Below are 25,938 nucleotides of genomic sequence, written 5' to 3'. Positions count from 1 at the left end.
ACCCACAGGCGCATTCCGCTGGAAGAAGTCCTGCGCTATCCGCTGGCGATGGGCGACCCGCGTGTGTGTTGCCGATTGCACGGGTGCTGCGCGCCGTCGATACGGGTCCGCTGGTGGCGGAAGACTGCCCCTGATTTCACCCGGCCATGCTCCCGGCGTCGATCGCCGCCTGCCGTTCGCTGGGTGCGGCCAGCCGCCCGTGGCCCGACGATATGGCGGTTTTCCCGATCGACCCGCTGCCATCGGAGCGCTTCACGTCCTGCGCCTTGATCTGGCCCGGGTATGGGGATGATGTTGCGCTGCCTGAAGTGGCCCGCCATGCCTCTGGCGTACAGGTTCTGGCCTCGTCCTCCGCCAGAGCGTGGGCCTGCGCGACGATGGCGCCCCGTTTGCGGGTTGGGGCGATATTGGAGCATGAATGTCCGTGTCCTTGCACATGAAGTCAGGCAGGACGGTATCGCGCAGCTCGACGGCCTGCGACCGGGGGTGTGCCGCATCGACGGCGGCTTGATGAGCCAGCGTTTTCGAGAGGACTCACAGGGGTCGGCAAGAGAAGGGTGGGTCAGGTCTCGGAATGCGCCGGCATAGGCATATTAAATGATTGATAAGATGATGGTGTTCTGGTCCGGTGCAGGGCCGGGCTGGAGCCATCGCGACATGAAAAAGCCCCGGGCGGAATGCCCGGGGCCGGAATGTCGCATGCGTCGGGCAGGGGTCAGCCGATGCGGTAGTTCGGGCTTTCGCGGGTGATCTGCACGTCATGGACGTGGCTTTCCTTCAGCCCCGCGCCGGTGATGCGCACCATCTCGCAGCCGCCGCGCATCTGCGCCACGGTGGCGTTGCCGGTGTAGCCCATCGCCGCGCGCAGCCCGCCGACCATCTGGTGCAGCACGGTGCCGACGGCGCCCTTGTAGGGCACCTGACCTTCGATCCCCTCGGGGACCAGCTTCTCGGCGGCGGCGTCCTTCTGGAAGTAGCGGTCGGCGGAGCCGCGCGCCATCGCGCCGAGCGAGCCCATCCCCCGGTAGGATTTGTAGCTGCGGCCCTGATACAGGATCACCTCGCCCGGCGCCTCGTCGGTGCCCGCGATGGCCGAACCGACCATGCAGCAGCTTGCGCCCGCCGCGATCGCCTTGGCGAAATCGCCCGAGAACTTGATCCCGCCATCGGCGATGACCGGCACGTCGCCCGCGCCCGCCACCGCATCCATGATCGCCGTCAGTTGCGGCACGCCCACACCTGCGACGATCCGCGTGGTGCAGATCGAGCCCGGGCCGATGCCGACCTTGACCGCATCCGCCCCCGCCTCGATCAGCGCCTTGGTCGCCGCGCCGGTCGCCACGTTGCCCGCGACGACCTGCACATCCGCGCGGTATTTCTTGATCCGCTCGACCGCCAGCGCCACCCCGGCGGAATGGCCATGCGCGGTGTCGATCACGATCAGGTCGCAGCCCGCATCGACCAGCGCGCAGCTGCGTTCATAGCCCGCATCGCCCACGGTCGAGGCAGCGGCGGCGCGCAGGCGGCTTTTCTCGTCCTTCGTCGCCAGCGGGTGCAGCACGGCCTTTTCGCTGTCCTTCAGGGTCAGCAGGCCGGTCAGCTTGCCGTCGCCATCCACCACCAGCAGCTTTTCGATCCGGCGCGCCTTCATCAGCTGCATCGCCTCGTCGCGGTCGGCGGGTTCGTGCAGGATGGCCAGGTTGTCGGAGGTCATCATCGTGCGCACCGGGGTGCGGTCGTCCGAGGCGAAGCGCATGTCGCGGTTCGTCACGATGCCGACGACGCGGCCCCGTTCATCCACCACCGGAAAACCCGAGACGTTGTAGCGCGCGACCAGCGCCTTGGCATCGGCCAGCGTCTGGTCCGGGGTCAGGGTGATCGGGTTGTAGACGATGCCGCTTTCAAACCGCTTCACGCGGCTGACCTCATCGGCCTGTTGCTCGATGGTGAGGTTGCGGTGGATCACCCCCATGCCGCCCGCCTGTGCCATGGCGATCGCCATCGCGCTTTCGGTCACCGTGTCCATCGCCGAGGACAGCAGCGGAATGTTCAGCCGGATCGAACGGGTCACCCAGGTGGAGACATCGGCCTCCGCCGGCAGAACCGAGGAAGCCGCGGGAACGAGAAGAACATCGTCGAAGGTGAGCGCCTCGCGAATCTGCATCGGAATCTCCTGACCTGATACGTTTGGCACGTCCCAGTTTCACCCTTCCTTGCAAATTGCAAGGGGTCAGGCGATGGCAGCGTTCGTCTTCACGGCAAGTTGCCCGTCCGCCCACATCCGGTAGATCCGCAGCGCGAGCGGAAGAATCGCCCCCGTGGCCGCGACCAGCAGGAGCCCGCCCGCGATCGTCCAGCCATGGGCGATCCAGAACCCGGCGGTAGCGGCCAGCGGAAAGCTGAAGGCGCCCCAGAGCGGCGTGAACCGCGCCGCCAGCAGCCAGCGCGCGCCGAGCAGCAGCACCGCCAGCCCGAAGGCCGAAAGGAGGGCGAAGGTCTGTACCGCCCCCGCCGCGCCGAGGCCCTGCGCCACCGTGCCCAGAACCGCCGCCGGGGCGAGGTGGATCGCCAGCAGCGGGCGCAGCGGCGCGGGAACGCTTTCGCGCAGGAACTGTGCGAGGGAGAGGGCCCAGACCATCCCCGCCGCGACCAGCCCGACCCAGAACAGCGGCAGCGCCCAAAGCCCCAGCCCCTGCGCCGCCAGCGCGGCGACGATCCAGCCGGTGAAGGTCAGGTGCCAGACCGGGGTGACGCGGCGCTGCTCCGCCGGGCCGGTGGCGAGGAGGAAAGCCATCGCCGCTGTCAGCGCGAGATGCGCGCAGACCCCCGCCCAGAACACAGCCCGCCCCGCGCCATAGGGCGCCAGCGCCAGCGCGATCAGATAAAGGCACAGCACCGCCGCCGAAAGCCCCGCGCGGCCGGGCAGGATGCGCAGATCCTCCAGCGCGGCGGCCGGCCGGCGCAGGATCTTCGCCGCATAGGCCAGCAGGGCAAAGAGCGCCAGGAGCGTCACCGCGCCAAGGACAGCCTCGGCCAGCCCCTGCGGCAGGCCGAAGACCGGCATCGCCCGCCGCCACCCGAGGCCGAGCGCCAGAAGCCCGAGCGTCGGCGGAAAGATCGCCGGTGGCGTGCGACGCCACAACCCGCGCGGTGTCGGCTTCATCGGGGCAAGTCTCATTGGTGGTCTCCCGGACAGATGCCGCCAAACTGCCCAAAACCCGCGCCGGGCGAAAGCGGGCAAATCCGCGCGGGGATAGCACGCCCCGGCTACGGTTGATCGGCGCCGCGCCGGGGACAGATACGCGGCCCCGTGCCGCTGTCCGATATGGTTCACGCCCGACAGATCCGCGCGCGGGACGGATACGCGCCCTGGCAGGACGGCAAGGGAAACCGGCGCGTGCGGGGTGGATGTGGTGAAACCGCTGCCGCGTCGAATCAACCCAGGGCAAATCCGCGCGGGCGGATGCCGCCGATGTCCGGAGCGGGCCAGTGTCATCCCTCGGGGAGGCCGCGCGGGAATCACGCCACGTCACGCGGCCCCGCGATTGATTTACGCACGCGTCATGCTACGCTGAGCCATGGAGGAGTTGCAAAACTCGGGGAGGAAAAATGAGACACATCTTGAAGGGGGCGAGCCTGCTTGCCCTCGCTGCGAGTGCGTCCCACGCGGGCGGGATCGAGCGGTCGACCCAATCCGTGGGGATCCTGTTCGAGGAGGGGAAGAACTACCTCGAACTGTCCTATGGGCGGGTGCGCCCCTCGGTGCATGGCACCGACGTTCTGGGCGGCGCGACCGGCGGCATTGCGGCCAACCATTACCTGCCGGGGGTTTCGTTCAAGCACGAATTCAACGACCAGTGGTCGATGGCGCTGGTCTACGACCATTTCTATGGCGCGGATATCGGCTATGACGCGACATCGGCCCTGCTGGGGGGCACGTCGGCGGTGGTGCAGTCCGAAGGCTATACGGCGCTCCTGCGCTACAAGTTCACGCCGAACTGGTCGGTGCATGGTGGCTTCCGGCTCAGCGATGCCTCGGCGGTGGTGAACCTCGGCGGCCTCGCCTATGGCGCTCTGAACGGGTACAACGTCACCTTCAAGAACGACTGGTCGGTGGGCTATGTCGGCGGTGTCGCCTATGAGCGGCCCGACATCGCGCTGCGCGTGGCGCTGACCTATCAGTCCAAGGTGACCCATGAATTCGGCACCAACGAGCGGATGGGGCCGATGACCGTCGCCACCGGCGGCACGACCGAGGTGCATACGCCCGAAGCCTGGACGCTCGACTTCCAGACCGGCGTTGCGCCCGACTGGCTGGTGTTCGGCTCGGTCCGCTGGGTGCATTGGAGCCAGTTCCAGATCAAGCCGGAGTGGTTCTACGACAAGGCGGGGCGCAGCCTCGTCGATCTCGACAACAGCACGACCTATACGCTGGGCGTCGGCCACAGGTTCAACGAAAACTGGTCGGGATCGGTCTTCGCCACATGGGAAACCCTGACCGGCGACGATCTGGTCAGCCCGTTCAGCCCGGTGCGCGGTTACAAGGGGATCGGCGTCGCCGCCGTCTATACCCGCGACAACATGAAGGTTACCGCCGGGCTGCGCTATCTGTGGATGGGCGATGCCTCGGCGCAGACGGCGGGCACCGCGCGGGCCGATTTCAACGACAACTATGCCGTCGCGGCGGGGGTGCGCGTGGGCTTCACCTTCTGAGCGCCGATTGTATCCGTTACAGGATGCGGCTGGCTCCGGCGGCGCGCTGCGGATAGCGTGCCGCCGTTTCCTTGCGTGAGTCGCCATGCCCAGCCAATCCCCGTCCCCGTCGATGAGCCCTTTGGCCTGGGCGCTCCTCGGGGCGCTGGCGCTGCTGTGGGGGACGTCGTTCCTGGGCAACCGGCTGGCGTTGCAGGGCGTCGGGCCGTTCACCATCGTGGCGTTCCGGACCTGCGGCGCGGGGCTGCTGCTGTGGGCGATCGTGCTGCTGCGCAGGCTGCCGGTGCCATGGGACTGGGCCTTGCTGCCGCGGTTCGTGATGATCGGCGTGCTGAACTGTGCGTTGCCGTTTTCGCTCATCGCCTGGGGGCAGCAATATATCGCGTCGAGCCTCGCGGGGATCCTGAACGCGGCCTCGGCGATCTTTGGCGTGGCGGTGGCGGCGTTGATCCTTCGCGACGAGCAGCTGACCCCGCGCAAGGCGCTTGGCGTGCTGGTGGGGTTCTGCGGCGTCATCCTCGCCATCGGGCCGGAGGCGCTGCATGGCCTGAGCCTGACCTCGGTCGGGCAGTTCGCGATCATTGGCGCGGCGCTGTGCTATTCCTTCGGCGCGGCGCATACCCGGATGCTGACGCGGGGCCTTGCGCCCGAGGTCGGCGCGGCGGGGATGATGACCGGCGCGACGCTGTGGCAGGTGCCCGTCGCGCTGATCTTCGAGGGCGTGCCGGGGTTCGATTGGCCCGCGCCGGTGGATTTCGCGCTTTTGTGGCTGATCGTGGGCTGCACGACGATGGCCTATCTGGTCTATTTCCGGGTGCTGGCGCTGGCGGGGGCGGGGAATGCCTCGCTCGTCACGCTGCTGATCCCGCCGGTGGCGATCATCGCCGGGGTGGTGGCCTTTGGCGAGCGGCTGACGCTGAGCGAGGTCTTCGGCTTTGCGGTGATCGCGGCGGGGCTCCTGATCCTCAACAGTCGGCCGAAACCCCGTGACGCGGCGCGGCCGGCGCGCTAAAGGGGGCAAAACGCCCCGGGGGTCCAGATGATCTACAATCGCGCACAATGGCTGGCGTCCAACCGCCGCAGGGTGCTGCTGTTCGGCATGTCCGGTCTGGGCAAGACCTATCTTGCCTCGATGCTGCGCGGGGCGGGGACGGGCTGGTTCCACTATTCGGTCGATTACCGGATCGGCACCCGCTACATGGGCGAATACATCGCCGACAACTTCAAGCGCGAGGCGATGAAGAACCCGTTCCTGCGCGAACTGCTGATGCAGGATGCGGTCTATATCGCGTCGAACATCACCTTCGACAACCTTGCGCCGCTGTCCACCTATCTGGGCAAGCCGGGGTCGGAGGCGAAGGGCGGCCTGCGGTTCGAGGAATACGAGCATCGGCAGGACCAGCACCGCGCCGCCGAGAAATCCGCGCTGCTCGACACCACGCATTTCATCACCCGCGCCGCCGAGATCTATGGCCTGCCGCATTTCGTCTGCGATTCCGGCGGCTCGATCTGCGAAGTGGTGGACCCGGAGGATCCGCGCGATCCGATCCTGCGCGAACTCTCGTCGCATCTGCTCATGGTCTGGATCGAGGGCAGCGCGGCCCATACCGACGAGCTGGTCCGCCGTTTCGACCGCGCGCCGAAGCCGATGTATTACCAGCCCGAATTCCTCGACCGCAAATGGCGGCAGTATCGCGTCGAACGCGGCCTGCGGGAGGAAGAGGTGGACCCCGACGATTTCGTGCGCTGGACCTATGCCCAGGCGCTCGACCACCGCCAGCCGCGCTATGCGGCGATGGCGCGCAACTGGGGCGTGAAACTGCGCGCCGAAGACGTTGCCCTTGTCCGCGACGAACAGGATTTTACATCGCTGATTGCCGCCGCCCTGCCTGCCTAAGGAGAAGAAGATGCCGATCACCCTGCCTCAGACCCTGCCTGCCTTCGACATTCTCACGAATGAAGGCGTCATGGTCATGTCGCCGGGGCGTGCGGCGACGCAGGACATCCGGCCGCTGCGGATCGGGCTGCTGAACCTGATGCCGAAGAAGATCCAGACGGAGAACCAGTTCGCCCGGCTGATCGGCGCGACGCCGTTGCAGATCGACTTTCACCTGATCCGGATGACGGAGCACCAGACGAAGAACACCGCCGCCGAGCATATGGAGGAGTTCTACCGCCCCTTCGCCGAGGTCGCCGATGCGGGCGAGAAATTCGACGGGCTGATCATCACCGGCGCCCCGATCGAGAAGATCCCCTTCGAGGAGGTCACCTACTGGGACGAGATCACCCGTGTCTTCGACTGGACCCAGAGCCATGTGTTTTCCACCTTCGGCGTCTGCTGGGGGGGGATGGCGATGGCCTATCATTTCCACGGCATCCGCAAACACATGCTGCCGCGCAAGGCGTTCGGCTGCTTCCGGCATCAGAACCTGCAACCGGCCTCGCCCTATCTGCGCGGGTTCTCGGATGACGTGCTGGTCCCGGTCAGCCGCTGGACCGAGATTCATCAGGCCGAGATCGACGCCGCCGGGCTGGTGACGCTGATCGCTTCGGAGGAAACCGGCCCCTGTCTGGTCGAGGATGACGCGCATCGCGCGCTCTATGTCTTCAACCACTTTGAATATGACTCGGTCACGCTGAAGGAAGAATACGACCGCGACGTGGCGGCGGGAAAGCCGATCAACGTGCCGCTGAACTACTATCCGGACGATGACCCGGCGCGGGTGCCCACGAACCGCTGGCGCAGCCATGCGCATCTGCTTTACGGCAACTGGATCAACGAGATCTATCAGGGCACGCCCTACGATCTGGAGCAGATCGGGCGGTAGGGCCGGGTTGCAGTGCCTCCGGGGCGCGGGCTATGGTACCCGGAACCCCGGAGGATCGCATGGGCCAGAGCACAGAAACCGAGGGCATCCCCTTCGTCGGCGACATCACGCATTACCTGCATGCCGAGGCGCCCGAAGCCGTGCGCAAGGCGATCCTTGAGGCCGACAAGGACGCGATCCTGTCGCCGGGCTATCCCTACCGGCAGGAGATGAAGAAAAAGGATTACGAGGCGCATATGGAGCGCCTTCAGGTCGAACTGGTGAAGATGCTGTGGGATCTGCGCGCCACCGGCAAGCGGCTTGCCGTGATCTTCGAGGGGCGCGATGCGGCGGGGAAGGGCGGCTGCATCGACCGGCTGCGGCAGAACCTGAACCCGCGCGCGGCCTATGTCGTCGCCCTGCCGAAGCCCGACGAGCGCGAGGCGACGCAATGGTATTTTCAGCGCTATGTCGACTGGCTGCCCGCGGCGGGGGAAATGGCGATGTTCGACCGGTCGTGGTATAACCGCGGCGTGGTCGAGAAGGTCTTCGGCTTCTGCACCGACGATCAGCGCGAGACTTTCTTCCGTCAGGTGCCGGAATTCGAGCGGCTTTTGGTGGACGAGGGGCTGATCCTGGTAAAAATCTGGCTTTCGGTCGACCGGGCGGAGCAGCTCAAGCGGTTCCTGGACCGCGAGAAGGATCCGCTGAAGCAGTGGAAGCTGAGCAAGGTCGATGTCGATGGCTTGCACAGATGGGACGATTACACCGTCGCCATCAGCGAAACGTTGAAGCGGTCCCATACCAGGGATGCGCCCTGGACGGTGATCCGCTCGGATGACAAGAACCGCGCCCGGATCGCGGTGATCCAGACCGTGCTGAAGGCGGTGCACTACGCCCGCAAGGACAAGGCCGCGATCGGCAGCATCGACGAGAGCATCTGCGGCGGGCTCGGCCTGCTGAATGGCTAAGGCAGGCTATCACCACGGCAACCTGCGGCAGGCGCTGGTCGATGCCGCGCTGCGCCTGATCGAGGCGCAGGGCCCCGGCGGGTTCAGCCTGAGCGAGGCGGCGAAGGATGCGGGCGTCACCCCCGCCGCCGTCTACCGCCATTTCGCCGGGCGCGAGGATCTGATCGCGGAATGCGCGCGGCAGGGCTATCTGATCTTCGGCGATGTGATGGAACACGCCTGGAACGGCGGGCAACCCTCGGCGCTGGCGGGGTTCGGGGCGACGGGGCGGGCCTATCTGGCCTTCGCGCGCCGGTTCCCGGGCCATTACGTCGCGATGTTCGAAAGCGGGATTGCGGTGAACCGGACGCCCGACCTCGCCGCCGCAGCCGAACGCGCCGAACGGGTGATGCTGCGCGCGACCGAGGCGCTCTCGCGCCACATACCCGAAGACCGCCGCCCCCCCGCCCGCATGGTCGCCGCCCATGTCCGCGCGATGAGTCACGGCGTGGTGGAACTCTTTGCCCGCGCGCCGGGCAGCCAATCGCCCTATGCGCCCGAAGACCTGCTGGAATCGGGGATCGGCATCTATCTGCGCGGGTTGGGCCTGCTGCCGCCGGATCGCTGAGGCCCTGCGCGGAGCCAAAACCCCAGGCGGCCGACCCGCGCAGGCAGTTATCCCGAAACCCCGGGCGCTCAGGTCCACCGGATCGGAAGCACCGGATGGAGGGTGATCCAAAGCCCAAGGCACCGCGACCCGGAAATGTGAACCGGGCGCGGATTAGCCCGGTTAGTCAGGAAGGTCGGAACGATGCCACGCGGGGCCGACACGGTGACCGGGTGCGGCCTCTCCACGCGGGGGCCCATCCGCGCCGCCCCCCCACACAAACGAAACGGCCGGGCGCATAACGCCCGGCCATATGAACCGCAGGGGAAAACGGCTCAGAACTGATAGGTCACATTCGCCCCGACCGTGGTCAGGTTCAGCGAATCGTTGCGGTCGTCGAAGTTGTGCCCCTTGCGGTAAGCCGCTTCGGCACCGACCGCCCAATTGTCGGTGACCTTGTATTTCACGCCGACAGCCGCCACCGGAACGGTGTCCGAAATGCTGTCGCCGTTGAAGTCGGCCTTCACATAGGACACGCCGAGCGCGCCATAGGTCAGCCATTGGCCCGACGGAATACCGGCCAGCAGCTTCACGTCGGTGAAGTTCTTCACCTTGCTGTTGTGGTCCGTTTCCATGTTCGCAGCCGAGCTGGCGACTTCACCGCCAAGCACCCAGCTTCCGTAATCCTTCATATAGCCGATGTTCAGGCCGCCGAAGGCGCCATCGGTTTCCAGCAGCCCGTTCGGATTGCCGTAACCCACTTGCGCACCGACATAGGCGCCATCCCAATTCGCGTTCACCACCGGCGCCGGCAGAACCGGGGCGGGAACCGGAGCTTCGGTCACTGGAGCCGTATAGCCACCCGCGAAGGCGGTGCCGCCAACCAGAGCCAGGGCGCTCGCTGCCATCAAAATCCGTTTCATCTTCTTTCTCCTTCTTTCGATGCCGGTCGGGGCTTTGTCCGCGCCGGATCGACCTTTGGATCAGCCTGTTAAGACCGCAGGCCGTTGCCTGTGCGCTGAGATCTATGCCTTCCCGCCCCGGGTTCAATGCCCGGAATCCGGCGCTCCGCCGCGCGGCACTGGAGGCGTGATCGCGGGCACCGCCCCTCCGGAGGCGAAACCTCAATGCAGGTTGAGCCGGTTGCGTCGGGGTTCCCGGTCGGGTTCAAATATCTGTCACGCCGAGTTGTAGATCCGCGATCCGGCGCGATCGGAAAACCTGTCCCGGGATTCGGGGGCAAACGAAAAACGGCGCCCTGGAAGGGGCGCCGTCGATCATTTCTTGTCCTGTCCGACCGCAGATCAGCCGCGGCGGTCGCCCATGAATTGCAGCAGGAACATGAACAGGTTCAGGAAGTCCAGGTAGAGCTGCAACGCGCCCATGATCGCGGCCTTGCCGATGAAGTCACGCTCGGTCGCGGCCAGTTGCAGATAGGTGTTCTTGATGTTCTGCGTGTCATAGGCGGTCAGCCCCGCGAACAGCAGCACGCCAATTACCGAGATCGCGAACTGCATCGCCGAAGAGGCGATGAAGATGTTCAGGATCGAGGCGACGATCAGCCCGATCAGCCCCATCATCAGGAACGACCCCACCGGGCCAAGATCCCGCTTCGTCGTGTAGCCGTAAAGCGACAGGCCCGCGAAGGCGATCGCGGTGACGAGGAAGGTCTGGGCGATCGAAATCCCGGTATAGGCGGCGAAGATGAAGCTGATCGACAGGCCCATCAGCGCCGAATAGCCCAGGAACACCATTTGCGCGGTCGCCACCGACATCCGGTTGATCATCGCGCCGAAGGCGAAGACCACGGCGAGCGGCGCCAGCATCACCACCCATTTCAGGCCAGATCCGAAGATTGCGGCGATCAGCTGCGGGTTCGAGCCGACACCAAAGGCGACAGCGCCGGTGATCAGCATGGCCACGGACATCAGCCCGTAGACCTTGTTCATATGTGCCCGCAAACCCTCGTCGATCTGCGTCGCGCGCGAAGTCGCGGAGCCGGCGCGCATCGTGTTGAAATCAGGCATCAGTCAGCTTTCTCCCTAGGGTCTCTGGCGGCCGAAGCGCCGCGTTTTCTGTCACCATATTGGGCGCGGGGGCGGTGAATTCAAGCGTGGCCCGGCGGAAAATCCCGTGTTTCGTGCGATCCGCCCATCGTGACCACGATCTTGCCCGTGGAGCGGCGCGCGCGCAGCTGTTCCAGCGCGTCGAGCGCGCGCTCCAGCGGATAGCTCCCCGAGATATGCGGCCTCAGCCCGCCCGCGGCGAACCAGCCGAACAGTTCCGCCATCGAATCGCGCAGCATGGCCGGGTCGAGCGCCAGATACCCGCCCCAGTAAAGGCCGTGGATCTCCAGGTTCTTCACCAGCGCGATGTTCACCGGCAGCACTGGCGGCGCCCCGGAGGCAAAGCCGATCACCAGATACCGCCCGCCCGGTTTCAGCGCCCTGAAGGCGGCTTCGCCCGCCGCGCCGCCGATCGCATCATAGACCACATCCGCCCCGCCCGCGGCCTTCAGCGCGGCGCGCAGATCCGGGGTGTCGCTGTCGATCAGCACCTCCGCCCCGGCGTCCTGAGCGACCTTCAGCTTCGTGCCGCGCGCGACGGCGATCACCCGCGCGCCCAGACGCCTGCCGATCTCGACCGCCGTCAGCCCGACGCCCCCCGCCGCGCCCAGCACGACGAGCGTCTCGCCCGGGGCAAGCCGCCCGCGCCGCGTCAGTGCCAGATGCGAGGTGCCATAGGCGATCTGGAAGGCCGCCGCCTGCTCCGCGCTCATCGCATCGGGCAGGGCGGTACAGCGGGTTTCGGGGAAAACGCCCGCCTCGGCCAGCCCGCCCCGCCCGGCAAAGACCGCCACCCGCGCGCCCGGTTGCAGCCGGGTGCCGGGGCCGCAGGCGGTGACCACGCCCGCCGCCTCCATCCCCATCACGAAGGGCAGGGGCGGGGTGTCCTGATATTTGCCCTCGATCATCAGCAGGTCGGCGAAATTCAGCCCGCAGGCTTCGATCCGCACCGCGACCTCGCCCGGGCCGGGCTCCGGGCAGGGCAGATCGGCGAGGACGGGCGGCTCTCCGCTCCGGATAAGTTGCAAAGCGCGCATGAGGTCTCCGCTGGCTGCTGTCCGCGCCATCCTAGCGCCCGGGGACAGAGCCCGCCAGCGCCGACCCCGGGCGCGAATCACCGGCCCGGTTTCCCGCATGACCGGCTGGCTGCCGTTTGCGAAAGGCGTCACAGTATCCGGAGCGATCGGGCGGGGCGCAAGCCGGGATCCTCGCATCCGTGCCGCGATCGGTGGAAAATTGCCAAAGTTCTGCTCAGAAGGATTAATTTCGCCGATCAGAGGGTATTCTTGTTTGCCGAATGTTTCAAAATCCATTCTTCATACGGGCAACAGGCGCGTACTGTGATAGTCATTAAGCATGTTGAGCTTGCGAGTATTGGATTGATTCTATGGCACATCCTGTCGACATCCATGTTGGCAAACGCATACGTCACCGCCGCTGGATGATTGGGGTGACGCAGCAACAACTCGCGGACCGGGTCGGGATAAAGTTCCAGCAGATCCAGAAATACGAAACCGGGACGAACCGGGTCTCCGCCTCGCGGTTGTGGGACATCGCCGATGCGCTTGGGGTTGCGGTGTCGTTCTTCTTCGAAGGGTTCGACGATTCGGCGGCGGAACTCTCGGATCAGGATTCGGACCTGATGAGCGACAAGGAAGCGCTGGCGCTGGTGCGGACCTATTACGCGATTCCAGAGGCGCAGCGCCGCCGGTTGTTCGATCTGGCGAAGGTGCTGTCGGACGCCGCTTGACCGGGGCGCGGAGGGCCGTTACCGAATCCGCATGAACCGGAGGTGGGCATGACGGTTTCCCTGAACCCTGACGAGAGCGCGGAACTGATTTCCGTTGCCGAGGAACTGGCGGCGGTCGCGCGGGTGGAAACCCTGCGCCATTTTCGCGCGGCGGGTGGCCTTGCGGCGGAAAACAAGCTGGATGGCGGCTTCGATCCGGTCACGGTGGCCGATCGCGGCGCGGAACGTGCGATGCGCGCGGTTCTGGCGCGGCGGCGGCCGCAGGATGGGATCTGGGGCGAGGAATATGGCGTTCTGCGCGGCCAAAGCGGCCTGACCTGGGTTCTGGATCCGGTGGACGGCACGCGCAGCTATATGTCCGGCACGCCGACCTGGGGGGTGCTGATCGCGCTGTCCGAGGAAACCGCCGAGGGGCCGGGACAGCCGCTGATCGGCGTGATCGACCAGCCCTATATCGGCGAACGGTTTCTGGGTGCGCCCGGGCTGGCCTGTGTGACCGGGCCGCAGGGCCGCGCCGATCTGCGCGCCCGTGGTCCGCGCCCGCTTGCCGAGGCGACGATTTTCACCACCTATCCCGAAGTCGGCACGCCCGAGGAAGGCGCGGCCTTCGCGCGGCTGGCGCGGCAATGCCGCCTGACGCGCTACGGGATCGACTGCTATGCCTATGCGCTGGTCGCGGCGGGGCAGATCGACCTGGTGGTCGAAGCCGGGCTGCATCCCTATGACGTCGGCGCGCCGATCGCGGTGATCGAGGCGGCGGGCGGCATCGTCACCGACTGGACCGGCGGGCCTGCGTGGGCGGGGGGGCGCGTCCTTGCCGCCGCGAATGCGGAGATCCACGCCGCTGCGCTGGCGGTCTTGCAGGGCTGAGCGGAGCTTTGTAGGGTTCCGGCGCGGTGCCCGAGTCCTTCCCCCTTCTGTCGGCCCGCCGGTCCGGTCCACCGAAGGGGAGGGGGCAGTCATGACCGAAATCCTGATCCGCAATGCTGATGTGGTCGTCACCATGGACGGTGCGCGCAGCGAACCGCAGGGCGCCGATGTCCTGATCCGCGATGGCGTGATCGCCGCCGTCGGGCAGGGGCTGCGCACCACGGGCGAGGTCGTCACCGCAACCGGCTGCGTCGTGACGCCGGGCTTCGTGAACACCCATCATCACCTGTATCAGACGCTGACCCGTGCGGTGCCGGGCGGGCAGGATGCGCTGCTGTTCGGCTGGCTGAAGACGCTTTATCCGATCTGGGCGCGGATGGGGCCGGAGGAGATCCGGGTCTCGGCGCTCACGGGGCTGGCGGAGCTGGCGCTGTCGGGCTGCACGCTGAGTTCGGATCACCTCTATATGTATCCGAACGGCGCGCGGCTGGAGGATACGATCCATGCCGCGCAGGAAATCGGCCTGCGCTTTCACCCGACGCGGGGGGCGATGTCGATCGGCCAGTCGCAGGGTGGCCTGCCGCCCGATGCGCTGGTCGAGCGCGAGGGGGCGATCCTGAACGACTGCATCCGGGTGATCGACGCCTTTCACGACCCTCGTCCCGGCGCGATGGTACGGGTCGGCGTGGCGCCCTGTTCGCCGTTCTCGGTCAGCCGGGAACTGATGCGGGACGCCGCGCTTCTGGCGCGCGACAAGGGCGTGATGCTGCACACCCATCTGGCCGAGAATGACGAGGACATCGCCTATTCGCAGGCGCAGTTCGGCTGCCGCCCCGGGGAATATGCGCAGGATCTGGGTTGGACCGGCGCCGACGTCTGGCATGCGCATTGCGTCAAGCTGGACGGGGCGGAAATCGACCTCTTTGCCCGGTCGCGGACGGGGGTGGCGCATTGTCCCTGCTCGAATTGCCGTCTGGGCTCCGGGATCGCGCCGGTGCGGCAGATGCGCGATGCGGGGGTGAAGGTGGCGCTTGGGGTGGATGGTTCGGCCTCGAACGATGCGGGCAACCTGATCGCCGAGGCGCGGATGGGCATGCTGTTGCAGCGCGTGCGCAACGGCGCCGATGCCATGTCCGCGCGCGAGATGCTGGAGATCGCCACCCTTGGCGGGGCGCAGGTTCTGGGGCGTGACGATCTGGGCCGACTGGTGCCGGGGATGCGGGCGGATATCGCGGTCTGGGATGTATCGGGGCTGGAGGCGGCGGGAGCCTGGGATCCGGTCGCGGCGCTGATGCTGTGCGGTCCGACCCGGGTGCGCGATCTGTTCGTCGAGGGGCGGCAGGTGGTGCGGGGTGGCCATCTGACCACCCTCGACCTGCCGCGGGTGATCGAGACGCAGAACCGTCTCGCGCGCGCCCTAGCGCGCTAACCGCCCCGACAGCGCCCGGGCCACGGCGACGGCGAGGATGATCCGCAGCGCGTGATGCGCGGTGACGTAGACGATGCTCATCTGCAACGACAGCGCGATCAGCGACATCTCCGTCAGCCCGCCGGGCGCGAAGGCCAGGAACACCGCCGCCGCCGGTTCCGCGACGAAACCATGCAGCGCAAAGGCCATCACCACCGCCAGCGTCATCGACACCCCGGTCGAAAGCGCCGCCAGCCGGATCGCCAGCCAGAACCGGCGCAGTTCCATCCCGGCGAAGCGCACGCCCAGCCCGGTGCCGATCACCACCTGCGTGACGTTCACCATCCATTGCGGCGGGCTGCCCTGCACGAAACCCGCCAGATGCACCGCCGCCGAAATCGCCAGCGGCCCGGTGACCATCGCGCCCGGCATCTTCAGCCGCGCCCCGATCAGCGCCCCCGCGAGACCCGCGCCAATCAGCCAGGGCAGTTCGGCCAGCGTCAGCGGCCCCCGCGACAAGCTGGCGCCCCCCGCCGAGCCCACGGCATGGCCGGTCATCACCGAAAAGAACACCGGCACGGTGACGATGGTCACGATCAGCCGCAGGAATTGCAGCATGGTCAGCATCGGCACATCGGCGCCCTTTTCCTCGCCCATCTGCACGGTGTCGATCAGGCCGCCGGGCGCGGTGCCGAAGAACGCGGTCACCGGGTCGATCAGGCCGGTGGCCCGCACGGTGCGGAAGCTCGCCAGATGCGCCGCCGGGATGAACAGCGCGATCGCGAGGAGCGAGGGCCACCACTCCACCGCCTGCGCGACGATGGCGGGGGTGAAGCTGCCGCCGATCGCCACGCCGACCACCGGCACGAAACAGTTCCGCAGCTTCATCGGGAACTGCACCAGATAGCCCATCGGCTTCCAGCCGGACAGCGCCGCCCCCGCGACCGCCAGCAACGGCCCGAGCAGCATCGGCAGCGGCAGATGCAGCAGCTTCGCCACCCCGGCCCCCGCCGCCCCGAGCGCCACGGTCAGCGCAAGCGTCGGCAGGTGCACCGGGGTCCGGAAAATCCGGACCTGCATCAGTAATGCGGCGGTTTCTGGTCGGCCAGCGGGATCTGCCCGCCCTCACCATATTCGCGTTCGGCCTCGCGCTCCATCAGCAGCCCGACCATGCGCGCCAGCCGGTCGATCTCCCGCGTCTGGCGGGCCAGCACGTCCGACATGTCCTCGGCGCTTTTCGTCAGGAACGCCACCTGTTCTTCCAGCCGTTCGATCCGGTCCATCTATCCTGCCTCGGGCGCTTGCCGCGCCGCACCCCTTCCGCTACACCCTCGCGCGAGAAACGATCGGGTGCAAGTCATGGCCAGCGAGAAGAAACCGCGCCGCCCGCGCGCGGAAACGCCGAAAGGGTTCCGCGACTATTTCGGCGCGGAGGTGACGGAGCGGACGGAAATGCTCGCCACCATCGCCGAGGTCTATCGCGCGCATGGCTTCGATCCGCTGGAAACCAGCGCGGTGGAGACGGTCGAAGCATTGGGAAAGTTCCTGCCCGATGTGGACCGCCCGAACGAAGGCGTTTTCGCATGGCAGGACGAGGGGGGCGACTGGCTCGCGCTGCGCTACGACATGACGGCGCCGCTCGCACGCGTGGCGGCGCAGTTCCGGAACGACCTGCCCAGCCCCTACCGGCGCTATACGATGGGCCCGGTCTGGCGCAACGAAAAGCCGGGTCCGGGGCGGTTCAGGCAGTTCTATCAATGCGATGCCGATACCGTGGGGGCGCCTTCGGTGGCGGCGGATGCGGAAATCTGCGGCATGCTGTCCGACGCGCTGGAGGCGGTGGGCATTCCGCGCGGCGATTATGTGGTGCGGGTGAACAACCGCAAGGTGCTGAACGGGGTGATGGAGGTTGCGGGTGTGCTCGACCCCTCCGATCCGACCCGGTTCGCCGGTGAGCGTGGCATCGTTCTGCGCGCCATCGACAAGTTCGACAAATTCGGCGAGGCGGGCGTGCGCGCGCTGATGGGGCCCGGCCGCCTGGATGAATCGGGCGATTTCACCAAGGGCGCGGGGCTGTCCAGCGAACAGGCCGATGTGGTCATGGGCTTCATGGCCGCGAAACGCGACACCGGCCCGGCCACCGTCGCGCGGCTGCGCGAACTGGTTGGCGGGTCGGCCCTGGGCACGGCGGGGGTGGAGGAATTGGAATTCATCGCCTCGCTGCTGGACGGGCAGGGGTATGGCCCCGACCGGATCGTGATCGACCCTTCGGTGGTGCGCGGCCTTGGCTATTACACCGGCCCGGTGTTCGAGGCCGAACTGACCTTCGAGATCCTCGACGAAAAGGGCCGCAAGCGGTCGTTCGGCTCGGTCTCCGGCGGCGGGCGCTATGACGATCTGGTCAAGCGCTTCACCGGACAGGAGGTGCCCGCGACGGGTGTTTCCATCGGCGTGGATCGGCTGCTGTCCGCGCTGCGGGCAAAGGGGCGGATCGGCGGCGCGGCGCAGGGGCCGGTCGTCGTCACGGTGATGGACCGTGACCGGATGGGCGATTACCTCGCCATGGCGGCGGAGCTGCGCCGCGCCGGGATCCGCGCCGAGGTCTATCTGGGCAATCCGAAGAACTTCGGCAATCAGTTGAAATATGCCGACAAACGCGCAAGCCCGGTGGCTATCATCCAGGGCACGGACGAAGCCGCCCGCGGCGTGGTGCAGATCAAGGATCTGGTGCTGGGCGCGAAGATCGCCGCTTCGGCGAGCCTTGAGGAATGGAAGAACCAGCCCGCGCAGGTCGAGGTGCCGCGCGGCGAGATGGTGCAGACCGTGCTGCGCATGCTGGGGCTGGGCTGATGGCGGCCAAGGCGCGCGCCCGCGAGATCGGCGAACGGCTGCTGGGGGCCTTTCTGCGGGCAGGGGCACAGGAGGTCACGCCCGATCTGCTGCAACCGGCGGGGACTTTGCTGGATCTCTATGGCGAGGACATCCGCGCCCGGGCCTATGTCACCTCGGACCCGTTGCGCGGCGAAATGATGCTGCGCCCGGATTTCACCGTGCCGGTGGTCGAGGCGCATATGGCCGAGGGCGCCGAGCCCGCACGCTATTGCTACATGGGCGAGGTGTTCCGGCGGCAGGATCATCGCGGCGCCGCGCGGCAGAACGAATACCTTCAGGCGGGCTACGAGGTCTTTGACCGCACCGACCCGATCACCGCGGATGCGGAGGTTTTCGCGCTGTTCGCCCGGCTGCTGGCGCATCTGCGGCCGATGGCGACGGTGGGCGACATCGGCGTGTTGCGCGCGGCTGTGGCGGGGATCGACACCATCGCGCCGCGCAAGGCGGCGCTGGCGCGGCATATCTGGCGGCCCCGGCGGTTCCATGCGCTGATGACGCGCTATGCCGGGCTGGCGCCGGTGCCCGCGCATCGGGCGGCGCTGCTGGCCGGGGCGGTGCCGGACGACGCGCCCTGGATCGGGCTGCGCGCGCCCGAGGAGATGCAGGCCCGGATCGCGGTTCTGCGCCAGGATGCCGAGGCCGCGCCGATCCCGGCGGAGGTGGTGGCGCAGTTCGACGCGCTGTTTTCGCTGTCCTGCCCCGCGCATGAGGCGCCCCGGCGGCTGGCGGATCTGGGCATCCCGGCGCTCGCCCCGGCCATCGACCGGCTGGAACGGCGGCTTGCGGCGATGGCCGCGCGCAGCATCGACACCTCGGCCCTGATCTTCGAGGCGAGCCATGGCCGCAGTTCGATGGAATATTACGACGGTTTCGTTTTCACCTTCTCGGCCGAAGATCCGACCCTGCCGCCGATCGCCTCGGGCGGGCGCTATGACGCGCTGACCCGGGTGCTGGGCGGGGGACGCGAAATCCCGGCGGTGGGCGGGGTGATCCGCCCCGGACTGGTCGCCGATCTGGAGGCACGCGGATGATCAAGCTCGGTGTGCCCTCGAAGGGCCGTCTGATGGAGAAGACCTTCGACTGGTTCGCGGCGCGCGGCGTGACGCTGCGCCGAACCGGGTCGGAGCGCGAATATGCCGGCGCGGTCGAGGGCGTCGAAGGGGTGGAGCTGGTGCTGCTCTCGGCGGGCGAAATCCCGCGCGAACTGGCGGCGGGGCGGATCCATCTGGGCGTCACGGGGTCCGATCTGGTGCGCGACAAGCTGGCCGACTGGCAGGGGCTGGTGCGGGAACTGGCGCCGATGGGCTTTGGCCATGCCGATCTGATCATCGCCGTGCCCGCCTGCTGGCGCGATGTCGATACGCTGGAGGATCTGGACGCCGCCGCCCACGCCTTCCGCGAGGCGCATGGCCAGCGGCTGCGGATCGCCACGAAATACCACCGGCTGGTGCGCGAATTCCTGACCCGCGAGGGCGTGGCCGACTGGCAGTTGGTTGACAGCCAGGGCGCGACCGAAGGCACGGTCAAGAACCTCACCGCCGAGGCGATCGCCGACATCACCTCTTCGGGTGAAACGCTGCGGGCGAACCATCTGAAGATCCTGTCGGACGGGCTGATCCACCAGAGCCAGGCCACGCTCTTCGCCGCGCATGGCACAGAATGCGACGCGCAGATCACGGCCTTTGCCGCGCAACTGGGGCTATAGCGCCCCCGCGTGCATCGGCGCGGATGCCGGATCAGTCACATGGGGCGTGTCGGCACTCTGGATCGCGGTGAAACGGTGGTGGGGAGATTCCCTTCGGCCTGATGCCGACAGAAACCGGATCGTTTGGGGGCTGCGATCCGATCCGGGGCCGGGCCTTCGCGAAGGGCGCGTCACGCGGGCGGCAGGGGTGCGCCGATGTCCAGCCCGCTGTCCACCGCCGCGAGGCGCGCGGCCTCGATCCGGGTCTTTACCTCGGGATCGGGAAGATCCTGCGTCCAGACTCCGGTGAGCGCATAGCGCACCCGGGCGGAGCGGCGGGCCTGATCCTCGATCCGGTCGATGAAGGCCGGGCCCTGCGTGGTCAGCAGATCCTCCAGCGGACCGGCGGCCAGAAGGCCGACCTGCCACGGATTCTCGGCCTTGCGCAGCGCGCGCAGGACGAAGGTGAACAGTTCTTCGGGATGGGCGTCGAGCTCGAACACGCACAGGTCGGACCAGGCCATCTCCTCCGGATCGCCCTCATCCGCGCGGTGTTCCGACAGCCAGACATCCGCCAGCGCCTCGACCGAATGCACCCCTTCCGGGGCGCCCGCCTCGGTGCACAGCCGGGTGATCAGATCGGGGGGCAGGGGGGTCATGCGATACCTTTCAGGGATTTCCGCCGAAGAGCCGCGTCCAGAACCCGGCACAGTCCTTGCTATCACGGTTTACGGTCGAATACATGACGTAGAACTGCTGCGCATCCGGTTCCGGTTGCCGCATCAGATGCACCGAGACCGTTTCGCATTTGCCGCTCAGGGAAAGCGAAGAACTGGTGCTGATGTTGCGCGTCCGCGTTTCGCCGTCCGGCAGGGTGAGCGTGGCGACCGGGGTTTTCGTGTAGTCCCGCCCGACCGAAAGCAGCATGTCATCCGCCACCCGGTAGCGCGCGCCCACGGGCATGTCATAGACCGCGTTCGGGCGCAGAGTGCTGCCGGGGTCGCCCGCCGCATTCGCCCAGCCGAACCACGACCACGACCGCAGCGAAAACGTCAGATCCCCCAGCCCCGTCACGATGAAGGTGATCAGCGCCACCCCCACCGCCTGAAGCGCCATGCTGAGCAGGTTGCTGAGCGTGGCCGAAACCGTATCGCGCAACAGCCAGTGGTCGAGCACGCGGCGCAGAAACGCGGGTTTCCCGCCCTCGGTCACTGCATCATTTCCTTGGTCGCGCTCAGCTTCACGCCTTCGTAGTCGCGCAGCACCCGGTCGATGTCCCATTGCAGGCGGGTCAGGAAAACCGTGTCGCCGTCATTGTCCGTCGCGATATGCTGCTTGTTGACGTTGACCAGCTTCTCGACCAGATCCTTCGGCCCCTGCACCCAGCGGGCGGAGGTGAATTGCGAGGGCTCGAACCGCACCGGGATGCCGTATTCGATTTCGATCCGGCTCGCCAGCACGTCGAATTGCAGCGCGCCGACCACGCCGACGATGAAGCCTGAACCGATGGCAGGCTTGAACACCTTCGCCGCGCCCTCCTCGGCGAATTGCATCAGCGCCTTTTCCAGGTGCTTCGCCTTCATCGGGTCGGTGGCGCGGACGGATTGCAAGAGTTCCGGCGCGAAGGAGGGGATGCCGGTGAAGCGCAGCGTCTCGCCCTCGGTCAGCGCGTCGCCGATGCGCAATTGCCCGTGGTTCGGGATGCCGATGATGTCGCCCGCCCAGGCCTCTTCCGCCAGTTCGCGGTCGGCGGCGAGGAACAGCACCGGGTTGCTCACCGCCATCGGCTTTTTCGTGCGCACATGCAAAAGCTTCATCCCGCGCTCGAAATGCCCGGACGCCAGCCGCACGAAGGCCACACGGTCGCGGTGCTTCGGGTCCATGTTCGCCTGCACCTTGAAGACGAAGCCGGTGACGGCCTTTTCGTCGGGCCGCACCACGCGTTCGGCGGCGGGCTGCGGCTGCGGCTCCGGCCCATAGGTGCCGATGCCGTCCATCAGTTCCTTCACGCCGAAGGAATTGATCGCCGAGCCGAACCAGATCGGCGTCATCGACCCTTCGAGGAACCGGTCCCGGTCGAAGGCGGGCAACAGTTCGCGCGCCATCTCGATCTCCTCGCGCAGCTTCGCGAGCTGCTCGGCCGGGATATGTTCGGCCAGTTTCGGGTCGTCCAGCCCCTTGATTTCAATCGACTCCGCCACCCGGTTACGGTCGGCCCGGTCCATCAGTTCGAGCCGGTCGTTCAGCAGGTCGTAGCAGCCGACGAACTCCCGCCCGGAGCCGATCGGCCAGCTTGCGGGGGAGACGTCGATCGCCAGATTCTCCTGAATCTCGTCGATGATCTCGAATGTGTCGCGCGCCTCGCGGTCCATCTTGTTGCAGAAGGTCACGATCGGCAGGTCGCGCAGGCGGCAGACCTCGAACAGCTTGCGGGTCTGGCTTTCCACGCCCTTCGCCCCGTCGATCACCATCACCGCGGTATCGACGGCGGTCAGCGTGCGATAGGTGTCCTCGGAGAAATCCGAGTGGCCGGGGGTGTCGACCAGATTGAACCGGAACTCCTTGAAATCGAACGACATCGCCGAGGCCGAAACCGAAATCCCCCGGTCCTGCTCCAGCTTCATGAAGTCCGACCGCGTGCGCCGCGCCTCACCCTTGGCCCGCACCTGTCCGGCCATCTGGATCGCGCCCCCGAACAGCAGGAACTTTTCGGTCAGCGTGGTCTTGCCGGCGTCCGGGTGCGCGATGATCGCGAAGGTCCGGCGGCGGGCGATTTCGGGCGGAAGGGCGTTCTGGGTCATGCCGTGCCTTTAGCCTCTGCCGGGCCTTTCGGCAATGCCCTCAACGCGTGGAAAGCCCTGTGAATGCTGGGGCAATGTCATGGCGGGCTTGGCTGTTCTCCCCCGCTTTGTCATGCTGGCGCCCGAAGCGGGCAGGGGGGAGTCATGGAAAACAAGGTGCGGGCGCTGTTCCAACGCTACGAGGGATTTTTCAACCGGGCCCTTCATGGTGATGTCGATCTGGAAGAACTCGCATCGCTGTATTCTGCCGAATTCGTAGGGGCTGGCCCGGCAGGTGTGCGGACAGGGAAAAATGATGACCAGTTCAGAGGGGCGATGGCACAGGGCTACGATCACTATCGGGCGGTCGGAACGAAGGAAATGCGGATACGCAATATTCGCCTCTCGGCGATAGATGAGCTTCATTGCGTGGCTCATGTCGCCTGGGTTGGCACCTATATCCGCAAGGAACGGCCGGATGCGACCATAGCCTTCGACGTTCACTATCTGGTTCAGATGTTGAACGGAGAGCCGAGAGTTTTCGGCTGGGTATCGGGCGATGAGCAGGCTCTCCTGAAACGGCACGGCATTGTTTGATCGACCGTCAGCGGCCTTTGGCGGGCGCAGGCCCCGCATGTGGCGCTGTTCCAGAGCCTGCGGATCGTGGTAGGCATGGGGCAAAGACAGGAGGGCATCATGGATCTGGGGATCGGGGGCAAGCGGGCCATTGTCTGCGCGGGGTCGAAGGGGCTGGGGCGTGGCTGCGCCGAAAAGCTCGCGGAGGCGGGGGTGGAGATCATCCTGAACGCGCGCGGGGCGGAGGCGCTGGAGGCGGCGGCGGCGGAGATCGCGGCGCTTGGCGTCCGGGTCACGCCGGTTGCGGCGGATATCACCACGGCGGAGGGGCGGGAACGGGTGCTTGCCGCCGCCGGTGAGGTGGACATTCTGGTCAACAACGCGGGCGGGCCGCCGCCGGGCCTGTGGTCGGACTGGTCGCGCGAGGATTTCATCAAGGCGCTCGACGGCAACATGCTCGCGCCGATCGCGATGATGCAGGCGGTGATCCCGGGGATGATCGCGCGCGGCTGGGGCCGGGTGGTGAACATCACCTCGGCGGCGGTGCGGGCGCCGATTGCGCAGCTGGGCCTGTCGAACACGGCGCGGACCGGGCTGACGGGATTTGTTGCGGGCACGTCGCGGCAGGTGGCGGGCAAGGGCGTGATCATCAACAACCTGCTGCCGGGCATCCATGCGACGGACCGGGCGGTTTCGCTCGATACGGCGGTGTCGCAGGCGAAGGGCATCACGCTGGCCGAGGCCGCCGCCGAACGCGCCGCGACCATTCCCGCCGGGCGCTACGGCACGCCCGAGGAATTCGGCGCCGCCTGTGCTTTCCTGTGTTCGCAATATGCGGGGTTCATCATCGGGCAGAACCTGATGCTCGACGGCGGCGCGGCGAATATCTCGATCTAGCGGGCGGGCAGGGCGGCCATCACCGCCCTGCGCTCCTCGGGCGTCATGTCGCGCCAGCGCATGATCTCGTCGATCGTGCGTTTGCAGCCGGTGCACAGCCCGCTGTCCGGCGCGATCCGACAGGTCCGGATGCAGGGCGTTTCAACCGGCAAGGTAGCTCAGCCGGTCCAGCGCGCCTTGCAGGATGAACCCGGCGGCCACATTGTCGATGCGCTCGGCGCGTTTCTTGCGCGACAGATCCGCCTCCAGCATGGCGCGCTCCGCCGCGACGGTGGACAGCCGTTCGTCCCAGAAGGCGATGGGCAGCGGGGTCAGCTTCTCCAGATTGCGGGCGAAGGCGCGGGTGGATTGGCAGCGCGGCCCCTCGCTCCCGTCCATGTTCATCGGCAGGCCCAGCACCAGCCCGGCGATTTCGCGCTCCGCCACGATCTTCAGCAGTTCCGCCACGTCGAGCGTGAATTTCTCCCGCCGGATCGTGCGCAGGGGGCTTGCCACCTGTCGGCGCAGGTCGGAGACCGCGACGCCGATCGTCTTGGTTCCAAGGTCCAGCCCCGCCACCGCCCCGATGCGCGGCAGCGCCGCTGCGAAATCCTCCATCGTGGCGCAGATCATTGCACGGCTCCGGCTGGGGCGGCGAGCGCCTGGTCGATCATCTTCACCGCGGCGGGGTCGGCGGCGAACTTGCCGCGCGCCTCGGTGGCGATGGCATTGGCGCGCTCGACCTCGCCCAGCATCCGCAGAGAGGACACCAGCTTCGCCCAATCGGCAACCGGCCCGCCCTGAGCCGCCAGCCGGTCGTTCAGCCGCTCGACCATGCCGCGCACGAATTCCATCCGCTCCTCGGGGGACAGACCGGCGGCGGCCTGCATGTCCTCCGCGCTTGGGCCGGTGCCCGGCATCTGGTAATTCTCCTCGCCCGCGACCCAGGCCAGTTGGCGGATGTTCTGCCGGATCGGCTCCTGCCAGGGTGCATCGGCGGGGGTGTTGCGCATCAGCCCGTCCCACAGCCGGAACGCCCGGTCGCCGCGCCCGTTCTGCGCCATCATCAACCCGATGTAGTAAAGCGACAGCCCCTCGCGCGGGTCTTTCTGCAAGGCGGTGGCAAAGACCTCCTCCGCCTGTTTCGTCACCAGCCCGCCCGCCGCGACGACCATATCCTCGCCCAACTGGGCATAATCCGCCGCCGTGGCCGTGTCGCCCTTCACCGCGATCAGCCGACGCTGCGCCTGCCAGCCGGCGGTGTAATTGCCCAGGATCATTTCGTTGCGTGCCAGAAGCTGTAACCCCACCGGATCGTTCGGCCGCTGCGCCACGGCGGAGCGCAGCTTGTCCATCAGTTCGGTGAATTGCGGATCGGGCGCGGGCAGGGCGGGGCGCGTCGCGGCGGCACGGCGCTCGGCTTCGTCCTGCGTGGGGCGGGAACGGTAAAGCTCTTCGGCCGAAGCGATCCGCTCCGCCAGCGGCTGATCCGGATAGCCCGCGATCCCCAGCGTCAGATAGCCCCCGAACGCGCCCAGCAGCACCAGCGCCACCCCCGCGAAGGCGGCGATCGTCACTCCGCGCGGCGCCGCCCCGGCGCGCGCGCCAAGGCCCGCCCCCGCGCGTTCCTGCCGGTCTGCCTCCAGCATGCGGCGCGAAATCTCGATCCGGGCGCGCTCGGCCTCGGCGGGCGCCAGAACGCCGCGCGTCAGATCCCGTTCCACCTCGGCCAGCTGGTCGCGATAGACCTGCATGTCATGGCTGGCGGTGGTGTCCTCTTCCGCCGGGTGGCGGCGCAGCATCGCCAGCCCGAAAAGGGCGGCAATCGCCACGGTCAGCGCGGCGGCAACGATCCAGAACAGCATGGCGTCTCCTTGTCCTTGCCCCGATCTAAGACCTTTGCGCCGGGGGCGGAAGGGCGGGCGCGGAATGTCGCATCGGAAGGATGTCGCTTTTTTC

General features: G+C 67.3%; 27 protein-coding genes. 14 read left to right on the top strand and 13 right to left on the bottom strand.

Translation table 11 applies throughout. The features are described 5' to 3' along the window. Positions 1–715 precede the first annotated feature (715 nt). On the bottom strand, positions 716–2,164 hold the full coding sequence (guaB, locus tag QM789_RS14315; protein WP_420352540.1) for an IMP dehydrogenase: 1,449 nt from the start codon (positions 2,162–2,164) through the stop codon (positions 716–718). Between the two features lie 66 nt (positions 2,165–2,230). After that, positions 2,231–3,178, bottom strand: a complete 948-nt coding sequence (locus tag QM789_RS14310) for a tellurium resistance protein (RefSeq protein ID WP_420352539.1) — start codon at positions 3,176–3,178, stop codon at positions 2,231–2,233. Between the two features lie 431 nt (positions 3,179–3,609). Between QM789_RS14310 and QM789_RS14305 the strand changes: the two genes are divergently transcribed. The 6 genes from QM789_RS14305 to QM789_RS14280 all read left to right on the top strand — a co-directional run bounded on the left by QM789_RS14305 (position 3,610) and on the right by QM789_RS14280 (position 9,098). After that, the gene (locus QM789_RS14305; RefSeq protein WP_420352538.1) at positions 3,610–4,713 is read left to right on the top strand and encodes an OmpP1/FadL family transporter; all 1,104 of its coding nucleotides are present in this window, start codon (positions 3,610–3,612) and stop codon (positions 4,711–4,713) included. An 85-nt stretch (positions 4,714–4,798) separates the two neighbouring features. Further along, the gene (locus QM789_RS14300; protein ID WP_420352537.1) at positions 4,799–5,725 is read left to right on the top strand and encodes a DMT family transporter; all 927 of its coding nucleotides are present in this window, start codon (positions 4,799–4,801) and stop codon (positions 5,723–5,725) included. A gap of 27 nt (positions 5,726–5,752) precedes the next feature. Beyond that, a complete protein-coding gene (locus QM789_RS14295; RefSeq protein WP_420352536.1) occupies positions 5,753–6,610 on the top strand; it encodes an ATPase in 858 nt (285 codons plus the stop codon). Positions 6,611–6,620: 10 nt separating this feature from the next. Continuing rightward, a complete protein-coding gene (locus QM789_RS14290) occupies positions 6,621–7,541 on the top strand; it encodes a homoserine O-succinyltransferase (protein WP_420352535.1) in 921 nt (306 codons plus the stop codon). A gap of 59 nt (positions 7,542–7,600) precedes the next feature. Further along, positions 7,601–8,491 carry a polyphosphate kinase 2 gene (gene ppk2 / locus QM789_RS14285; protein WP_420352534.1) on the top strand — a complete coding sequence of 297 codons (891 nt, stop codon included), beginning with the start codon at positions 7,601–7,603 and terminating at the stop codon, positions 8,489–8,491. After that, the gene (locus tag QM789_RS14280) at positions 8,484–9,098 is read left to right on the top strand and encodes a TetR/AcrR family transcriptional regulator (RefSeq protein ID WP_420352533.1); all 615 of its coding nucleotides are present in this window, start codon (positions 8,484–8,486) and stop codon (positions 9,096–9,098) included. The genes ppk2 and QM789_RS14280 overlap by 8 nt, the downstream gene beginning before the upstream one ends. Positions 9,099–9,412: 314 nt before the next feature. Here the strand turns inward: QM789_RS14280 and QM789_RS14275 are convergent, their stop codons facing one another. The 3 genes from QM789_RS14275 to QM789_RS14265 form a co-directional block, all read right to left on the bottom strand. After that, a complete protein-coding gene (locus QM789_RS14275) occupies positions 9,413–10,000 on the bottom strand; it encodes an outer membrane protein (protein ID WP_420352532.1) in 588 nt (195 codons plus the stop codon). 381 nt (positions 10,001–10,381) lie between these two features. After that, on the bottom strand, positions 10,382–11,104 hold the full coding sequence (locus tag QM789_RS14270; protein ID WP_420352531.1) for a Bax inhibitor-1 family protein: 723 nt from the start codon (positions 11,102–11,104) through the stop codon (positions 10,382–10,384). A gap of 80 nt (positions 11,105–11,184) precedes the next feature. Next, positions 11,185–12,180, bottom strand: coding sequence for an NADPH:quinone oxidoreductase family protein (locus QM789_RS14265; RefSeq protein WP_420352530.1), 996 nt, complete (start codon positions 12,178–12,180; stop codon positions 11,185–11,187). Positions 12,181–12,530: 350 nt separating this feature from the next. On the opposite strand from QM789_RS14265, the gene QM789_RS14260 reads away from it, so the two are divergent. The 3 genes from QM789_RS14260 to QM789_RS14250 all read left to right on the top strand — a co-directional run bounded on the left by QM789_RS14260 (position 12,531) and on the right by QM789_RS14250 (position 15,192). Then, on the top strand, positions 12,531–12,893 hold the full coding sequence (locus QM789_RS14260) for a helix-turn-helix domain-containing protein (RefSeq protein ID WP_420352529.1): 363 nt from the start codon (positions 12,531–12,533) through the stop codon (positions 12,891–12,893). 48 nt (positions 12,894–12,941) lie between these two features. Next, positions 12,942–13,763, top strand: a complete 822-nt coding sequence (locus tag QM789_RS14255) for an inositol monophosphatase family protein (RefSeq protein WP_420352528.1) — start codon at positions 12,942–12,944, stop codon at positions 13,761–13,763. A 91-nt stretch (positions 13,764–13,854) separates the two neighbouring features. Beyond that, entirely contained in the window at positions 13,855–15,192 is a 1,338-nt protein-coding gene (locus tag QM789_RS14250) for an 8-oxoguanine deaminase (RefSeq protein ID WP_420352527.1), read from the top strand. Here the strand turns inward: QM789_RS14250 and QM789_RS14245 are convergent. Together QM789_RS14245 and QM789_RS14240 are read right to left on the bottom strand one after the other, a co-directional pair. Further along, on the bottom strand, positions 15,181–16,251 hold the full coding sequence (locus tag QM789_RS14245; RefSeq protein ID WP_420352526.1) for an AbrB family transcriptional regulator: 1,071 nt from the start codon (positions 16,249–16,251) through the stop codon (positions 15,181–15,183). The genes QM789_RS14250 and QM789_RS14245 overlap by 12 nt on opposite strands. Then, entirely contained in the window at positions 16,251–16,454 is a 204-nt protein-coding gene (locus QM789_RS14240) for a SlyX family protein (RefSeq protein WP_420352525.1), read from the bottom strand. The genes QM789_RS14245 and QM789_RS14240 overlap by 1 nt, the downstream gene beginning before the upstream one ends. 76 nt (positions 16,455–16,530) lie before the next feature. Here QM789_RS14240 and hisS point away from each other — a divergent pair, with 76 nt between their 5' ends. Genes hisS through hisG form a run of 3 tightly spaced genes read left to right on the top strand, consistent with a single transcriptional unit; the run spans position 16,531 to position 19,768 of the window. Beyond that, positions 16,531–18,021, top strand: a complete 1,491-nt coding sequence (gene hisS, locus QM789_RS14235) for a histidine--tRNA ligase (RefSeq protein ID WP_420352524.1) — start codon at positions 16,531–16,533, stop codon at positions 18,019–18,021. Beyond that, on the top strand, positions 18,021–19,094 hold the full coding sequence (locus QM789_RS14230; protein WP_420352523.1) for an ATP phosphoribosyltransferase regulatory subunit: 1,074 nt from the start codon (positions 18,021–18,023) through the stop codon (positions 19,092–19,094). Before hisS ends, QM789_RS14230 begins: the two co-directional genes overlap by 1 nt. Further along, positions 19,091–19,768 carry an ATP phosphoribosyltransferase gene (gene hisG, locus QM789_RS14225; protein WP_420352522.1) on the top strand — a complete coding sequence of 226 codons (678 nt, stop codon included), beginning with the start codon at positions 19,091–19,093 and terminating at the stop codon, positions 19,766–19,768. Before QM789_RS14230 ends, hisG begins: the two co-directional genes overlap by 4 nt. Before the next feature lie 170 nt (positions 19,769–19,938). On the opposite strand, the gene QM789_RS14220 is transcribed toward hisG, so the two are convergent. Genes QM789_RS14220 through QM789_RS14210 form a run of 3 tightly spaced genes read right to left on the bottom strand, consistent with a single transcriptional unit; the run spans position 19,939 to position 22,548 of the window. Then, entirely contained in the window at positions 19,939–20,406 is a 468-nt protein-coding gene (locus QM789_RS14220; RefSeq protein ID WP_420352521.1) for a DUF6869 domain-containing protein, read from the bottom strand. A 10-nt stretch (positions 20,407–20,416) separates the two neighbouring features. Then, complete coding sequence (locus tag QM789_RS14215) at positions 20,417–20,959, bottom strand: hypothetical protein (RefSeq protein ID WP_420352520.1); 543 nt, start codon at positions 20,957–20,959, stop codon at positions 20,417–20,419. Next, complete coding sequence (locus QM789_RS14210) at positions 20,956–22,548, bottom strand: peptide chain release factor 3 (protein ID WP_420352519.1); 1,593 nt, start codon at positions 22,546–22,548, stop codon at positions 20,956–20,958. Before QM789_RS14210 ends, QM789_RS14215 begins: the two co-directional genes overlap by 4 nt. A 144-nt stretch (positions 22,549–22,692) precedes the next feature. Here QM789_RS14210 and QM789_RS14205 point away from each other — a divergent pair, with 144 nt between their 5' ends. Then, a complete protein-coding gene (locus tag QM789_RS14205) occupies positions 22,693–23,124 on the top strand; it encodes a nuclear transport factor 2 family protein (protein ID WP_420352518.1) in 432 nt (143 codons plus the stop codon). A gap of 99 nt (positions 23,125–23,223) precedes the next feature. Continuing rightward, complete coding sequence (locus tag QM789_RS14200; RefSeq protein WP_420352517.1) at positions 23,224–24,000, top strand: SDR family oxidoreductase; 777 nt, start codon at positions 23,224–23,226, stop codon at positions 23,998–24,000. Here QM789_RS14200 and QM789_RS14195 read toward each other — a convergent pair. Genes QM789_RS14195 through ccmI form a run of 3 tightly spaced genes read right to left on the bottom strand, consistent with a single transcriptional unit; the run spans position 23,997 to position 25,844 of the window. Further along, positions 23,997–24,152 carry a DUF1289 domain-containing protein gene (locus QM789_RS14195; protein WP_420352516.1) on the bottom strand — a complete coding sequence of 52 codons (156 nt, stop codon included), beginning with the start codon at positions 24,150–24,152 and terminating at the stop codon, positions 23,997–23,999. The genes QM789_RS14200 and QM789_RS14195 overlap by 4 nt on opposite strands. Continuing rightward, positions 24,142–24,612: a Holliday junction resolvase RuvX gene (gene ruvX, locus QM789_RS14190; protein ID WP_420352515.1), complete on the bottom strand. Its 471-nt coding sequence runs from the start codon at positions 24,610–24,612 to the stop codon at positions 24,142–24,144. The genes QM789_RS14195 and ruvX overlap by 11 nt, the downstream gene beginning before the upstream one ends. Next, positions 24,609–25,844, bottom strand: a complete 1,236-nt coding sequence (ccmI, locus tag QM789_RS14185; protein WP_420352514.1) for a c-type cytochrome biogenesis protein CcmI — start codon at positions 25,842–25,844, stop codon at positions 24,609–24,611. The genes ruvX and ccmI overlap by 4 nt, the downstream gene beginning before the upstream one ends. Between the last annotated feature and the right edge of the window lie 94 nt (positions 25,845–25,938).

Origin of the sequence: Paenirhodobacter sp., from assembly GCF_047600745.1 — a bacterium.
GTDB lineage: Bacteria > Pseudomonadota > Alphaproteobacteria > Rhodobacterales > Rhodobacteraceae > Rhodobacter.
This window is presented reverse-complemented; position numbering and strand designations above follow the sequence as displayed.

Excerpts from the sequence above, each read along its gene's own strand:
- guaB (WP_420352540.1), bottom strand. The coding sequence starts at position 2,164 with ATGCAGATTCGCGAGGCGCTCACCTTCGACGATGTTCTTCTCGTTCCC.
- QM789_RS14310 (WP_420352539.1), bottom strand. The coding sequence starts at position 3,178 with ATGAGACTTGCCCCGATGAAGCCGACACCGCGCGGGTTGTGGCGTCGC.
- QM789_RS14305 (WP_420352538.1), top strand. The coding sequence starts at position 3,610 with ATGAGACACATCTTGAAGGGGGCGAGCCTGCTTGCCCTCGCTGCGAGT.
- QM789_RS14300 (WP_420352537.1), top strand. The coding sequence starts at position 4,799 with ATGCCCAGCCAATCCCCGTCCCCGTCGATGAGCCCTTTGGCCTGGGCG.
- QM789_RS14295 (WP_420352536.1), top strand. The coding sequence starts at position 5,753 with ATGATCTACAATCGCGCACAATGGCTGGCGTCCAACCGCCGCAGGGTG.
- QM789_RS14290 (WP_420352535.1), top strand. The coding sequence starts at position 6,621 with ATGCCGATCACCCTGCCTCAGACCCTGCCTGCCTTCGACATTCTCACG.
- ppk2 (WP_420352534.1), top strand. The coding sequence starts at position 7,601 with ATGGGCCAGAGCACAGAAACCGAGGGCATCCCCTTCGTCGGCGACATC.
- QM789_RS14280 (WP_420352533.1), top strand. The coding sequence starts at position 8,484 with ATGGCTAAGGCAGGCTATCACCACGGCAACCTGCGGCAGGCGCTGGTC.
- QM789_RS14275 (WP_420352532.1), bottom strand. The coding sequence starts at position 10,000 with ATGAAACGGATTTTGATGGCAGCGAGCGCCCTGGCTCTGGTTGGCGGC.
- QM789_RS14270 (WP_420352531.1), bottom strand. The coding sequence starts at position 11,104 with ATGCCTGATTTCAACACGATGCGCGCCGGCTCCGCGACTTCGCGCGCG.
- QM789_RS14265 (WP_420352530.1), bottom strand. The coding sequence starts at position 12,180 with ATGCGCGCTTTGCAACTTATCCGGAGCGGAGAGCCGCCCGTCCTCGCC.
- QM789_RS14260 (WP_420352529.1), top strand. The coding sequence starts at position 12,531 with ATGGCACATCCTGTCGACATCCATGTTGGCAAACGCATACGTCACCGC.
- QM789_RS14255 (WP_420352528.1), top strand. The coding sequence starts at position 12,942 with ATGACGGTTTCCCTGAACCCTGACGAGAGCGCGGAACTGATTTCCGTT.
- QM789_RS14250 (WP_420352527.1), top strand. The coding sequence starts at position 13,855 with ATGACCGAAATCCTGATCCGCAATGCTGATGTGGTCGTCACCATGGAC.
- QM789_RS14245 (WP_420352526.1), bottom strand. The coding sequence starts at position 16,251 with ATGCAGGTCCGGATTTTCCGGACCCCGGTGCACCTGCCGACGCTTGCG.
- QM789_RS14240 (WP_420352525.1), bottom strand. The coding sequence starts at position 16,454 with ATGGACCGGATCGAACGGCTGGAAGAACAGGTGGCGTTCCTGACGAAA.
- hisS (WP_420352524.1), top strand. The coding sequence starts at position 16,531 with ATGGCCAGCGAGAAGAAACCGCGCCGCCCGCGCGCGGAAACGCCGAAA.
- QM789_RS14230 (WP_420352523.1), top strand. The coding sequence starts at position 18,021 with ATGGCGGCCAAGGCGCGCGCCCGCGAGATCGGCGAACGGCTGCTGGGG.
- hisG (WP_420352522.1), top strand. The coding sequence starts at position 19,091 with ATGATCAAGCTCGGTGTGCCCTCGAAGGGCCGTCTGATGGAGAAGACC.
- QM789_RS14220 (WP_420352521.1), bottom strand. The coding sequence starts at position 20,406 with ATGACCCCCCTGCCCCCCGATCTGATCACCCGGCTGTGCACCGAGGCG.
- QM789_RS14210 (WP_420352519.1), bottom strand. The coding sequence starts at position 22,548 with ATGACCCAGAACGCCCTTCCGCCCGAAATCGCCCGCCGCCGGACCTTC.
- QM789_RS14205 (WP_420352518.1), top strand. The coding sequence starts at position 22,693 with ATGGAAAACAAGGTGCGGGCGCTGTTCCAACGCTACGAGGGATTTTTC.
- QM789_RS14200 (WP_420352517.1), top strand. The coding sequence starts at position 23,224 with ATGGATCTGGGGATCGGGGGCAAGCGGGCCATTGTCTGCGCGGGGTCG.
- ruvX (WP_420352515.1), bottom strand. The coding sequence starts at position 24,612 with ATGATCTGCGCCACGATGGAGGATTTCGCAGCGGCGCTGCCGCGCATC.
- ccmI (WP_420352514.1), bottom strand. The coding sequence starts at position 25,844 with ATGCTGTTCTGGATCGTTGCCGCCGCGCTGACCGTGGCGATTGCCGCC.